The organism is Thalassotalea insulae, assembly GCF_030161395.1.
Lineage (GTDB): Bacteria > Pseudomonadota > Gammaproteobacteria > Enterobacterales > Alteromonadaceae > Thalassotalea_E > Thalassotalea_E insulae.
Map to the genome: position 1 here is coordinate 3,054,588 of NZ_BSST01000001.1, position 12,338 is coordinate 3,066,925.

Here is a 12,338-nt window from a genome sequence, read left to right on the forward strand (position 1 = left end):
ATTTTTATTTTTTTTGAAATTTTTTAGAACTTTTTTGCACAAGACTAGTCCTACTTGATGCGTTTGCCATGAGCCAGATGTAAAAAGTTAGTGGATTTTTAGGAGAAATGGCTCGAATGAGCGAACAGAACGTCGACCAAACATTGGTTGAGCGAGTGCAGCGCGGTGATAAGAACGCGTATAACTTGCTAGTAACGAAGTATCAACATAAGGTGGCAAATTTAGTTTCACGCTATGTTAAGAATCATAGTGATGTACCAGATATAGTACAGGAAGCATTTATTAAAGCGTACCGCGCTTTACCTAATTTTAGAGGGGACAGTGCTTTTTATACTTGGCTATATCGAATCGCGGTTAACTGTGCAAAGAACCATATGGTTGCCAGTAGTAGAAAACCGCCAGGTTCAGATGTTGAAATTGAAGATGCAGAGATTTATGATGCAGGTGATGCGCTAAGAGAAAATGCATCACCTGAAAAATTATTATTAACCAAAGAAATAAAGAAAGTAGTATTTAAAACTATTGAGCAGTTACCCGAAGATTTACGTACAGCGATTAATCTTAGGGAGCTCGAAGGTTTAAGTTACGAAGAAATAGCGACGATAATGGAATGCCCGGTTGGTACGGTGCGTTCTAGAATATTTAGAGCACGTGATGCTGTAGATAAGAAAATCCGACCATTACTTCAGCGCTAATTTATGGTTTTTTAAGGTGTGTTTATGAGTGAAAGTAAGTTCGAGACAGTGTCATCATTAGTTGATAACTATCAAAGTAATGATGAAGTCTTTGATGAATTAATCAAAGATAATCATATGTCAGAAACTTGGCAACGGTATCATCTTATTGGTGATACTATGCGTGATGAAATTCCTGACTCTCTAGAGTTGGACTTAGCTGCCAGCATTGCCAGTGCCATAGCTGAAGAGCCAACGGTATTAGCACCAGTGGCTAAACCAAGTGTTGCTGAAGTGGTTAAAGCAAAAGTAGTACAGTTTGCTAAGCCATTTGGTCAGGTTGCCATAGCGGCATCTGCTGCAGGTCTGATGGTTATTGGTGTTCAGCAAAATGTTGCTCAGCATGAAACTATTGTGCCTAGTCCTGTGGTGCAAACCAATCCGTTAGGTGGTGTGGCTCAGCCGGTTAGTCTGAATTACCAAACCAGCGATCGAAGAACTCAAAAGCAGGCAATAGTTGAACAACAAAGACGTTTTCAAGCGTTATTGCAAGATCATAAACAGCAGATTAAATTTGTTGCTTTAAGCAAAGAAGAAGTGCAAGAGCAAGAAAGTAAACAAAAGGATAATAATACTTCTAAATGAAATTAGTCACCTGGTTATTGCTACTGGTAAGCGTAAGCTTACCAGTATTGGCAGTAGAAGTAGATTCAGCTGAATCCGATTCCCCCGAAAGCGCAGATGTCTGGCTTGCCCGTCTTTCCCAATCATTACAGTCGTTAAATTTTAGCACTTCGTTTGTTGTTGTTAAAAACAATCATGCGGATCCTTATCATTGGTTTCATGGGCTGAAAGAAGATAAAGTCGAGTTGGAAATATTGTCCCTGCTCAACGGGCCAAGAAGGGATATCCTGCGTAAAGATAATATTGTTAGCTATATCGAGCCGGAATTACCGCCTTACTCTATTTACTCGACGTTAGTTAGCAGCCCTATTCCCAGTATTTTAAGTGGTGATATCCAGACTTTGACGGAAAGTTATGACTTTGTTTCTGTTGGCAAAAGTCGCGTGTTAGGACGCAGTGCTCAAATCATACGAATAGTGCCTAAAGATCAAACTAAATACGGTCATTGGCTATGGTTAGATCAAAAAACAGGTTTTTTACTGAAATTAGCCATTGTCACTAAACAAGGGAAGCAACTCGAACAAATTCAATTTACTCACTTAGATATTACTGAAAATCCAGCGGAAAGCTTATTACAGCTGGCGACAACAGAATTACCTGAAGTGGTTGATATCCCCGATGGTTACCAAGATCAAGAACTGTCTTGGCAGGTAAATTGGCTGCCGCAGGGCTTTAAAAAGCTCAGTGCTAATCGTCATCGCATTGTCTCAACTAAGCAACCGGTTGAATTTGCTTTATTTGGTGATGGTTTAATTGATGTCTCTGTATATGTCACGAGCAGCAAAGAGCAACAAAGAACTGCAGATTATGTTCTAGATGGTGCGACCTTAGCGCTTAATCAGGTGGTTAATGGGGTAGAAGTCAGTGTGGTGGGTAAAATACCTTCACAAACCGCAAAACAAATTGCGGACTCTGTCACTTTAATTACTCGGCCGGCGCCATGATTGAAGAACAGGCCAAAGTGATTGCCGTCGAACAAGGCTACGTTGTCGTTGAAAGTCTGATTAAGTCAAGTTGTAGTGGTTGTCAGCAGGTTGATAATTGTGGCAGTGGTCAAATTGCCAAAGCATTTCCACAAAAAAAAGTCAGTTATAAAGTTGTTACCGAGCAAGCAATGTCTCCAGGTGATACCGTAATTATAGGTTTATCGGAAAAATTATTACTTTCAGCGGCCTGGCAAGTTTATTTATGGCCACTAATCGGCTTAATCGCTATGGGGCTGCTTGGTCAGTGGCTGGTAGAACAATTGATTTTGCCGCATGAGTTGTTTGCTGTGTTGCTAAGTTTAGCTGGCGGTTACCTAGGTTTTTATCTGGCTCGCCGTAAGCAGTTCAGCTTATCTGACTCGCCACAATGGTCGCCAAGCCTAGTTAAAATATTATCAGTAAAGTCGCTGGCAAGACAAATCAGCAGCTAATCGATAACAAAAGATAGCCCCAGCGCGCTAAATTCGTTAAAATCACGCCACTATTGAATTAACAACACGTTTAACTGAATTTTCATCTATGAAGCATATCCGAAATTTTTCCATTATTGCCCATATCGACCATGGTAAATCAACACTTTCCGATCGTTTGATCCAGCATTGTGGAGGATTACAAGAACGAGAAATGGAAGCGCAAGTTCTTGATTCTATGGATATTGAACGTGAACGTGGTATTACCATTAAAGCGCAAAGTGTTACGCTGGATTATGAAGCAAAAGATGGTGAAGTTTATCAGCTAAACTTTATTGATACACCGGGACATGTCGATTTCTCTTACGAAGTATCCCGCTCACTTGCATCTTGTGAAGGGGCGTTATTAGTTGTTGATGCCGGGCAGGGGGTTGAAGCACAAACGGTAGCGAACTGTTATACCGCGATAGAAATGGATCTTGAAGTACTACCTATTTTAAATAAAATCGATTTGCCTCAGGCTGATCCTGACAGAGTTTGTGAAGAAATCGAAGATATTATCGGTATAGATGCGACGGGGGCAGTGAGCTGTTCAGCCAAAACCGGTTTGGGTATCGAAGATGTATTAGAGACAATCGTTGAAAATATTCCACCACCTGAAGGCGATCCTGATGCAAATTTACAAGCACTGATCATAGACTCCTGGTTTGATAATTATCAGGGGGTAGTTTCACTGGTACGTGTCATGAACGGCGAAGTGAAAAAAGGCGATAAAATGGTGGTGATGTCAACCGGTCAAACTCACCTCATTGACAAAGTCGGGGTTTTTACTCCTAAACAGTTGGAAACTGGCATATTAAAAACCGGTGAAGTTGGTTTTATTATTGCGGGTATTAAGGAAATTCACGGTGCGCCTGTGGGTGATACTATCACCATTTCGAAAAAAGAAGCTGAAGCACCTTTACCAGGCTTTAAAAAAGTGCAGCCGCAAGTATATGCAGGTATTTTCCCGATCAGTTCTGATGATTATGAAAACTTCCGTGATGCGCTAAATAAGCTAAGTCTTAACGATGCCTCCTTGTTTTTTGAACCGGAAAACTCTTCGGCGTTAGGTTTTGGTTTCCGTATTGGTTTCCTCGGTATGTTACATATGGAGATTATTCAGGAGCGCTTAGCGCGAGAATATGATCTCGATCTTGTCACTACTGCGCCGACAGTAAATTATGAAATCGCCTGTACCAACGGTGATGTATTATCAATTGATAATCCAAGCGATTTACCAGCAATTAATAATATTGATGAAATTCGTGAACCGATAGTACAAGCAAATATCCTAGTACCACAGGAACATTTAGGTAATGTCATTACCTTATGTATTGAAAAACGTGGTGTACAAAAAGACATTATTTATCACGGTAATCAAGTCGCGGTAACTTATGAGTTACCTATGGCTGAAGTTGTGATGGATTTTTTTGATAAGTTAAAATCAACTAGTCGTGGTTATGCTTCATTGGATTATCATTTTGTTCGTTTTGAAGCGGCAGATATGGTACGGGTTGACGTGATGATCAATGGTGATCGCGTAGATGCGTTGGCGATGATCACTCACAGAAGTAATTCAGTGGCACGTGGCCGTATGCTGGTAGAAAAACTGAAAGAGCTTATCCATCGTCAGATGTTTGATATTGCCATTCAGGCGGCGATTGGTAACAACGTTATTGCTCGTACTACGGTTAAACAATTACGTAAAAACGTGACGGCAAAATGTTATGGTGGTGATGTTTCTCGTAAGAAGAAACTGCTCCAGAAACAAAAAGAAGGTAAAAAACGTATGAAACAGGTGGGCAATGTTGAAGTACCACAAGAAGCGTTTTTAGCGGTACTGAAACTCGATAACTAATAGGGACGTCATGGCTGTTTATTTTTCAATTTTTTTAGTGGTATTAACCTTAATCACGGGACTGGTTTGGCTTGCGGATAAGTTTTATTTAGCGCCTCAGCGCCGGTTAAAACTGGCGGATGCTCAAGCGCAATGTAAAGAAACCTTATCGGAGGAAGCGCAGGCGAAACTCGCAGAGCCATCAGGTTTGGTGGATACCTCAGTACAAATTTTCCCGGTGATCGCATTTGTCTTGATCTTGCGTTCATTCTTGTGGGAACCGTTTCAAATACCTTCTGGTTCTATGATGCCAACTTTGCTCGATGGCGATTTCATTTTAGTGAATAAGTTTAATTACGGTTTACGTGATCCAGTGGCTCGCAATAAATTTGTTGAAATTGGTTTGCCAGAGCGTGGTGATGTCGTGGTGTTTAAGTACCCGTTAGACACGAAAATTGATTACATTAAACGTGTCATTGGCTTACCGGGCGATCGTATTATCTATCGTAATAAATCACTTTATATTAAACCTGCTTGCACTGATACTCATAGTGATTGTCAGGAATTCAAGCAGGTTGAACAAACCTTTGTTAGTAACGGCGATTATAGCGACGGTGGTATTGAATTAACTCGTTATTCATCGGCAATGCCAAATAAAACTCATGATATCTTAGTCAATAATCAAATATTGCCGCGCACGCCTCATTATTATAAACAGGCTGGCACGCAGCGGGATGAATTTGTTGTGCCACAGGGGCACTATTTCGTTATGGGTGATAACCGTGATAACAGTTTAGATGGTCGTTTCTGGGGCTTTGTTCCGGAAGAAAACCTTGTTGGTGAAGCGGTATTCATTTGGATGAGTTTCGATTTTGACCGTGATGAAAGTAGTGTTTTACCACATTGGGTGCCAACCGGTGTGCGCTTTGGTCGTATAGGCAGCATTAATTAGTATGAATAACCGTGAACTGGCGTTACAACAGTTATCAAAAAAGCTTGGCTATCAATTTAATGCTCCTGAATTATTATTACAGGCGTTAACTCATCGTAGTGCCAAGGGAGCGCATAACGAACGATTAGAGTTCTTAGGAGACTCTATTTTAGGTTTTGTTATCGCACAAGCCTTGTTTGAAAAGTTTCCGCGAGAAAATGAAGGTGATCTGACACGTATGCGCTCTAGTTTAGTTAAAGGGGTGACGCTGGCAGAAATCGCGCGAAATTTCGGCTTAGGTGAGTATCTGATCTTAGGTCCGGGAGAGTTAAAAAGTGGTGGTCACCGACGCGATTCCATATTAGAAGATGCGGTGGAAGCGATAATTGGTGCGATCTTTTTAGACTCAGATATTGAGACGTGCAAAAAGTTGATCTTAACTTGGTTTGCGCAGCGGCTAAATACTATAAAACCAGGGCTAGAACAGAAAGACCCAAAGACTCGTTTACAGGAATATTTGCAGGGCAGAAAAATTCCTTTACCTTTGTATGAGGTGATAGCCACTAGTGGGCAATCTCATAATCAGGAATTTACTGTTAAATGCACCACCAGTGAAATAGACACTGAAGTGATCACTAAAGGCTCAAGCAGACGTAAAGCTGAGCAGGCTGCTGCCAGTAAAGTGTTAGATATTATTATGGCAAACCAAAGCAGTAGCAAAGCAAAAGCTAGTATTAAACAAAAAGGTAATAAAGCATGAGCCAAAATCATTGTGGATTAATCGCCATAGTTGGCCGTCCAAATGTCGGTAAATCAACGCTACTTAACAGTTTACTCGGGCAAAAAATTAGTATTACCTCACGTAAACCACAAACCACGCGTCATCGCATTTTAGGTATTTTGACTGAAGCTCATCATCAGGCGGTGTTAGTGGACACTCCAGGGCTGCATAGTGAAGAAAAACGCGCGATTAACCGCTTAATGAATCGTGCTGCCAGTAGTTCCATTGCTGAAGTGGAAATGGTGCTGTTTTTGGTGGAAGGCACCCACTGGACCGTGGATGATGAACTGGTATTAACTAAGGTTAAGCAAAGTGGTGCTCCCTGTATACTGGTGATTAATAAAGTAGACAATGTGCAGGATAAAGAAGAGTTATTGCCTCATTTGCAAAGTTTAGGTGAAAAATATAACTTTACTGATATCGTGCCGATCTCAGCCAGTAAAGGGGATAATGTCGATAAAATTAGAACCATGTGCCTCTCTGCATTACCTGAAGGGGACTTTTGGTTTCCTGAAGACTATATTACCGATCGTTCCAGCCGCTTTATGGCATCAGAAATTATCCGTGAAAAGTTAATGCGCTTTACCGGAGATGAACTGCCATACTCTACTACTGTTGAAATAGAACAATTTAAAGTGGATGACAAAGGGATATTACATATTAATGCCTTGATCCTTGTTGAGCGTAACAGTCAGAAACGTATGGTGATTGGCAATAAAGGCGAACGATTAAAAACTATCGGTCAAGAAGCAAGACGTGATATGCAGGAACTGTTTGGCCAGCAAGTGTTTCTAGAAAGCTGGGTCAAGGTTAAATCTGGCTGGGCTGATGACGAGCGCGCGTTGCGCAGTTTGGGCTATGGCGATGATTACTCTGGCTAATTTGACTAACCCTAGTCAGTTAAAAGATAAATGAATGAACGAGCTGGAACAGAATGCTTTTTTATTACATTCGAGGCCTTATCGCGATAATAAGGTCATTGTTGAGTTTTTAACTCAGCAGCAAGGAAAAGTGTCAGCACTCGCATATATTGGCACTTCTGTTAAATCTAGCAAAAAGGCATTATTACAGCCTTTTATCCCGTTACAAATAGTGCTTAAAGGCCAAGGCGCGCTGAAAACATTAACCCGGATAGAGAGCCAGAGCAAATCGTATTTATTGACCGGTGAGCATTTATATAGCGGTTTTTATTTAAATGAGTTACAAGTGCGGCTGTTGGGAGAAAATGTTCCGGTAGAAGTTTTGTATCAACAGTATCAATTAAGTTTAGTTCGGTTAAGCGAACGGGCACCGCTTGAGTCAATTCTACGTGAATTTGAAAGTGTCTTATTAGATGAACTAGGACTAACTATTGATTATTCAGTGTTGTTTGAGCAAGATCATCCATATTACCATTATCTACCTGAGCAAGGTTTAGTACCAGCAGCAGAAAATATTGCCGTTAAGTTGCCTAAAATACATTTGTTACAAATTGCTGAACAACAACTCGCTGATAAAGCAGTTAGAACAACCTATAAATTATTAATGCGTCAGGTGTTTGAGTATCTGCTTGACGGCAAGCCATTAAATAGTCGTAAATTATTTAAACGGAACTAGAGAAAATCTTATGAGTGAAATTCTATTAGGCGTTAACGTTGATCATATTGCAACCTTACGCCAGGCGCGAGGTACAACTTATCCTGACCCGGCTCATGCAGCAGCAGTTGCTGAGCATGCTGGCGCTGACGGTATTACTATTCACTTACGCGAAGACCGCCGACATATTCAAGATCGAGATGTGTGGGTAATGAGTGAAACCCTGCAAACCAGAATGAATTTAGAAATGGCGGTAACGGATGAAATGCTTGATATCGCCTGTGAAGTTAAGCCAACTTTTTGTTGTTTAGTACCGGAAAAGCGTGAAGAACTGACCACGGAAGGTGGATTAGATGTTGCCGGCCAGTTAGATAAAATAACGCAAGCGGTGGCAAGGTTATCGGCAGCGGGGGTTGAAACCAGTCTGTTTATTGATGCAGACAAAGCGCAAATTGATGCCGCAGTTGCAACAAAAGCACCGTATATTGAAATTCACACCGGGCATTATGCCGATGCTGAAACTGAAGCTGAGCAACAGGCGGAACTTGTCCGTTTAACCGATGGTATTCGCTATGCACATCAGCAAGGCTTAAAAGTAAATGCCGGTCATGGCTTACATTATTTTAATGTTAAAGCGATCGCCGCTATTCCTGAAATTATTGAGTTAAACATTGGCCACGCGATTATTGCTCGTGCAGCAATTGATGGTTTAGAAAAAGCGGTACGTGATATGAAACAACTGATGTTAGAAGCAAGAAGGTAGCTTGGTATGTCAGTGGTAGGGATTGGCACAGATATCATTGAAATATCGCGCCTGGAAAAAATGTCGGAAGCGGCGCTAGCCAAACTGGCTGTGCGGGTGTTAACACCCGCTGAACTAAAGCATTTTCAGCAGTTAAAATCACCAATTCCCTATTTAGCCAAACGTTGGGCTGGTAAAGAAGCCACCGCAAAAGCGCTTGGCACAGGGATAGCTGCCGGAGTTTCCTTTCAGCACATCGAAATTCAATCATTAGCAACTGGCCAGCCCGTGTTAGTGTTAACCGATGAAGCGTTAGCAAAAGCGCAAGCTTTACATGGGGAAAGTTGGCATATTTCACTCTCAGATGAAAAAGCCTACGCCACTGCCTTTGTCGTCATATCGAGTTAAAATATATTTACATAGTGACGGTCACACTTACTATTTGCAAAATTAATTATGCGCTATTGTTTGGATTATTCTATACTTACTTATAGGTTTGTCTAAAATTTAATCAGTGGTGTGTTATGCAGTCACAAAAACAGCCGATTGTTGAGAGACGACATGAAGCACCAGAACAGTCGATTTGGTGGTCAAAACTCTCATTGGCACAGAAATTTTCAGCGAGTAGCCTAGGTAAGTTTGGCTATGAGCTGGCGTTTGTTCGTCATGAAAATGGTAAAAGTTTGGCCGTTTTACTCTGTAATGGTGGCGTAGCTGTTATCTCAGAAGACGGTGATATAAATACTTCGCCAGATATTAACATTCGCTAAGTACGTTTAACTTTCCTGTAGCTTCACCAGTAAGTGGTCAATCTCCTGAAACGCTGTGTCTGAAAAATTCAATACTTGTTCGATATGCTCAAAAAATTCAAAAAACTCTGGCTCAAGGTCATCTATCGTATTTTCTTTTTTTAATTCGGTTTCTATCACATGAGTAATATGGCTTAAATCTGGTACCCCTGTGTAGCAACAGGCGCCATTAAGTTTATGGATCAGCGCTTTAAGTTGACCTAGATCTTGTGAAGTCAATGCCTCAGAAATCGATAGCTTAGTATCTGGCAAGCTTTCGATTAAACCACCTAACATGTCTTTTGCTAACGTTGGTCTGTTGCCCCCCCGTTTTAATGCCAGCGGCCAGTTAATAACTGTTGAGTCATTTAGTAATTCGATATAATAGTTTTGATCGCAACTGAGTTGTTCTTCTTTTTTAGTGCTGTCGCTAGTGTTATTGAGATAAGCATTGGCATTTGATACTTGGTTACTTAACAACTCTAAATCACAATATTCATAAATAATGTGACGTAGCATACTTTCATCAATTGGCTTAGTCATATAAGAGTCAAAGCCGTCATTAAGCAGCTTGTCTTTTTCTTCGCTTAAGGCATGTGCGGTAACGGCAATGATTGGTGTATCATGATTAAAAGTGTGCGTTTTAATATGTTTTAGTGCCGAAATACCGTCCATCACCGGCATTTGTATGTCCATAAATATCAGAGCAAATTTCTCATTTTGACAAATGTCCAGGGCTTGCTGGCCATTGGTTGCAGTCAGTACTTCTTCTACTTGCTCACTCAACAGGGCATGGATTAATTTTAAATTAGCTTCATTGTCATCTACTGCCAGAACCTTTATCGGTACTTTAGTCGTTAGCACATTATTTAATGAGTCTGCAAAATTAAATTGTTGTGGCTCAAACGCTTTGGCTAATTTGTCGGCGGTCAGTGGTTTACTTAAACAGCTGCGGGCACCAGCAGCAATCAAGGCTTCCTGTAAGTTTGGGGAATTACTGTTGATTGCTACGTGAATATTGCTCACTTGCTTATTGAGTGAACGCAATAGCTTTTTCAACTCATTTAGTGCCGTTGGTGTGATATCGTGACTTATTAACGCAAATTCATAATGTTGACCGTTAACTAAGGCATTAGATACCTGCTCTAGACTAACGGCAGAAGTGACTTGCATTTGCCAGTTTTCCAGAATTTCATTAACCGAGATTCTGCTATGGGTATGAGGTTCAAAATAAAGAATATTTTTGCCTTGTAGGTTCGTTGGCTCTATCGAGATATCATGTGGGATCGGGTTAATCTCACATTGAAAGGTAAACCAGAAGGTTGAACCACTTTTCTCGTCGCTGATAAAGCCAATATCACCATTCATTTCACTGACTAAGCGTTGCGAAATAACCAGCCCTAAACCGGTACCGCCATACAAACGGGTAACGCTTTTATCTGCCTGTCCAAATGCTTCAAAGATACTGGCTTGTTGTTCGTTGTTCATGCCAATACCGGTATCATTAACCGTTACTTTTAATATCGCAGCGTGTCTGTCGATACGCTCACAATCGATATCTATATTGACTGAGCCTTTATCGGTAAATTTTATTGCATTGCCGGCTAAGTTAATTAGTACCTGTTTAATGCGCATTGCGTCCCCGATCAGGAAATCAGGCAGCTGACGGGCAACACGTAGTGATAATTCAATATTTTTCTTGTGAGCACTTGGGGCCAGTAAGGTGATGGTTTCTTCTACTGTTTCGCGAATTGAAAACGGCAGTTTTTCGATGATCATTTTACCGGCGTCTAATTTTGAGAAGTCGAGAATGTCATTGATAATGGCTAACAAGTTACCAGCAGATCTTTCTATTGTTTGCAGGTAATCGCGTTGGGTATCAGTAAGCGGAGTTTTTAATACTTGGCGGGTAAAGCCGATCACACCATTTAATGGGGTACGAAGTTCATGACTCATATTGGCCAAAAATTCAGATTTAACTTTGTTGGCTTCTTGGGCTTTGCGCTTGGCAATATCGAGTTCAACGTTTTGAATTTCAAATTGCTCCAGGCTTTCCCTTAAATCTAACGTTGCTTGATCTATGCTGCGTTGCATTTCATCCTGATAATCACCAAGAGACTGGGCCATGGCATTGACGCCATTTTTCAAGAAATTGAGCTCGCCAATTAACTGACCACTGACCCGGCTGTCGAGTTTTCCTTCCCGTATTCGATCCACCGCTTGCACCATAGAGCTGACCGGTCTGGTAACATTTGTGATTAGCCGAAAGGAAAATATGCTACTAATTAACGCTCCGAGAAGTGCAATACTAAATGCCATTAGAATTTGATTTTGTTGATCAAATTTTACTTTATTGCGATCTATTTGCATCGCTATATAGCCAACTGTCGCCTGAGTCACACTATTGCTGCTGATGATAGTAGCATCACTTTTTTCATTGATGATCGGCGCGCGAAATATCATGTAATCATCATTGATATTGGTTTGTGTGGTGAGTGGGATCTGCTCTCCTGGTTGAATACGCATTAATTCGGTATCACCATGATAGGCACTGGTGACAAAAACCTGATTATCTTTGGTAAATACTGTAATGCTTTTGATGATGGATGATTGACTGCGGTGAGCAAAACCAATTAATGCTCGGAGCTTTTCTCGGTCTTTATTAACGATAGCTTCTGTGCTGACTATGGCTAAAGGTTCTATAATACTGGTTGAGCGTTCAATTAAATAATTATCCAGTTCAACGTAACGATTGTAGGAAAAATAGCCGGCGATAGCTAAACCTATAATGATCGTTGGTACAACGGTTACTAATATGACCCAGTCTTTTAGACTTAATTTATGCATTAATTATCAGCACTCTTTATTGCAGAGATATAGTATTATAT

Annotated in this window: 13 protein-coding genes; 12 read left to right on the forward strand and 1 reads right to left on the reverse strand. The window is 40.8% G+C overall.

Features of this window, described 5'->3' with window-relative positions:
- Positions 1-116 precede the first annotated feature (116 nt).
- The 12 genes from rpoE (at position 117) to QQK06_RS13890 (ending at position 9,432) form a co-directional block, all read left to right on the forward strand.
- Positions 117-695: an RNA polymerase sigma factor RpoE gene (gene rpoE / locus QQK06_RS13835; RefSeq protein WP_284245323.1), complete on the forward strand. Its 579-nt coding sequence runs from the start codon at positions 117-119 to the stop codon at positions 693-695.
- 24 nt (positions 696-719) lie between these two features.
- Positions 720-1,319 carry a sigma-E factor negative regulatory protein gene (locus QQK06_RS13840; protein ID WP_284245324.1) on the forward strand — a complete coding sequence of 200 codons (600 nt, stop codon included), beginning with the start codon at positions 720-722 and terminating at the stop codon, positions 1,317-1,319.
- Positions 1,316-2,302, forward strand: a complete 987-nt coding sequence (locus QQK06_RS13845) for a MucB/RseB C-terminal domain-containing protein (protein ID WP_284245325.1) — start codon at positions 1,316-1,318, stop codon at positions 2,300-2,302. Before QQK06_RS13840 ends, QQK06_RS13845 begins: the two co-directional genes overlap by 4 nt.
- Complete coding sequence (locus tag QQK06_RS13850) at positions 2,299-2,775, forward strand: SoxR reducing system RseC family protein (protein WP_284245326.1); 477 nt, start codon at positions 2,299-2,301, stop codon at positions 2,773-2,775. The genes QQK06_RS13845 and QQK06_RS13850 overlap by 4 nt, the downstream gene beginning before the upstream one ends.
- Positions 2,776-2,863: 88 nt before the next feature.
- Positions 2,864-4,654 (forward strand): translation elongation factor 4, encoded by a 1,791-nt coding sequence (gene lepA / locus QQK06_RS13855; RefSeq protein ID WP_284245327.1) that lies wholly within the window; start codon positions 2,864-2,866, stop codon positions 4,652-4,654.
- Positions 4,655-4,664: 10 nt separating this feature from the next.
- A complete protein-coding gene (lepB, locus tag QQK06_RS13860) occupies positions 4,665-5,585 on the forward strand; it encodes a signal peptidase I (RefSeq protein ID WP_284245328.1) in 921 nt (306 codons plus the stop codon).
- A 1-nt stretch (position 5,586) separates the two neighbouring features.
- Entirely contained in the window at positions 5,587-6,324 is a 738-nt protein-coding gene (gene rnc, locus QQK06_RS13865) for a ribonuclease III (RefSeq protein ID WP_284245329.1), read from the forward strand.
- On the forward strand, positions 6,321-7,226 hold the full coding sequence (era, locus tag QQK06_RS13870) for a GTPase Era (protein ID WP_284245330.1): 906 nt from the start codon (positions 6,321-6,323) through the stop codon (positions 7,224-7,226). The genes rnc and era overlap by 4 nt, the downstream gene beginning before the upstream one ends.
- A 34-nt stretch (positions 7,227-7,260) precedes the next feature.
- Positions 7,261-7,941 carry a DNA repair protein RecO gene (gene recO / locus QQK06_RS13875; protein WP_284245331.1) on the forward strand — a complete coding sequence of 227 codons (681 nt, stop codon included), beginning with the start codon at positions 7,261-7,263 and terminating at the stop codon, positions 7,939-7,941.
- Positions 7,942-7,951: 10 nt separating this feature from the next.
- Positions 7,952-8,683, forward strand: a complete 732-nt coding sequence (gene pdxJ / locus QQK06_RS13880) for a pyridoxine 5'-phosphate synthase (protein WP_284245332.1) — start codon at positions 7,952-7,954, stop codon at positions 8,681-8,683.
- Positions 8,684-8,689: 6 nt separating this feature from the next.
- Positions 8,690-9,070: a holo-ACP synthase gene (acpS, locus tag QQK06_RS13885; protein ID WP_284245333.1), complete on the forward strand. Its 381-nt coding sequence runs from the start codon at positions 8,690-8,692 to the stop codon at positions 9,068-9,070.
- Between the two features lie 116 nt (positions 9,071-9,186).
- A complete protein-coding gene (locus QQK06_RS13890; protein ID WP_284245334.1) occupies positions 9,187-9,432 on the forward strand; it encodes a hypothetical protein in 246 nt (81 codons plus the stop codon).
- Between the two features lie 6 nt (positions 9,433-9,438).
- Here QQK06_RS13890 and barA read toward each other — a convergent pair whose 3' ends face one another.
- Positions 9,439-12,297 carry a two-component sensor histidine kinase BarA gene (gene barA, locus QQK06_RS13895; RefSeq protein WP_284245335.1) on the reverse strand — a complete coding sequence of 953 codons (2,859 nt, stop codon included), beginning with the start codon at positions 12,295-12,297 and terminating at the stop codon, positions 9,439-9,441.
- Between the last annotated feature and the right edge of the window lie 41 nt (positions 12,298-12,338).

Excerpts from the sequence above, each read along its gene's own strand:
- QQK06_RS13850 (WP_284245326.1), top strand. The coding sequence starts at position 2,299 with ATGATTGAAGAACAGGCCAAAGTGATTGCCGTCGAACAAGGCTACGTT.
- recO (WP_284245331.1), top strand. The coding sequence starts at position 7,261 with ATGAACGAGCTGGAACAGAATGCTTTTTTATTACATTCGAGGCCTTAT.
- rnc (WP_284245329.1), top strand. The coding sequence starts at position 5,587 with ATGAATAACCGTGAACTGGCGTTACAACAGTTATCAAAAAAGCTTGGC.
- QQK06_RS13840 (WP_284245324.1), top strand. The coding sequence starts at position 720 with ATGAGTGAAAGTAAGTTCGAGACAGTGTCATCATTAGTTGATAACTAT.
- era (WP_284245330.1), top strand. The coding sequence starts at position 6,321 with ATGAGCCAAAATCATTGTGGATTAATCGCCATAGTTGGCCGTCCAAAT.
- QQK06_RS13845 (WP_284245325.1), top strand. The coding sequence starts at position 1,316 with ATGAAATTAGTCACCTGGTTATTGCTACTGGTAAGCGTAAGCTTACCA.
- lepB (WP_284245328.1), top strand. The coding sequence starts at position 4,665 with ATGGCTGTTTATTTTTCAATTTTTTTAGTGGTATTAACCTTAATCACG.
- lepA (WP_284245327.1), top strand. The coding sequence starts at position 2,864 with ATGAAGCATATCCGAAATTTTTCCATTATTGCCCATATCGACCATGGT.
- pdxJ (WP_284245332.1), top strand. The coding sequence starts at position 7,952 with ATGAGTGAAATTCTATTAGGCGTTAACGTTGATCATATTGCAACCTTA.
- rpoE (WP_284245323.1), top strand. The coding sequence starts at position 117 with ATGAGCGAACAGAACGTCGACCAAACATTGGTTGAGCGAGTGCAGCGC.
- barA (WP_284245335.1), bottom strand. The coding sequence starts at position 12,297 with ATGCATAAATTAAGTCTAAAAGACTGGGTCATATTAGTAACCGTTGTA.
- QQK06_RS13890 (WP_284245334.1), top strand. The coding sequence starts at position 9,187 with ATGCAGTCACAAAAACAGCCGATTGTTGAGAGACGACATGAAGCACCA.
- acpS (WP_284245333.1), top strand. The coding sequence starts at position 8,690 with ATGTCAGTGGTAGGGATTGGCACAGATATCATTGAAATATCGCGCCTG.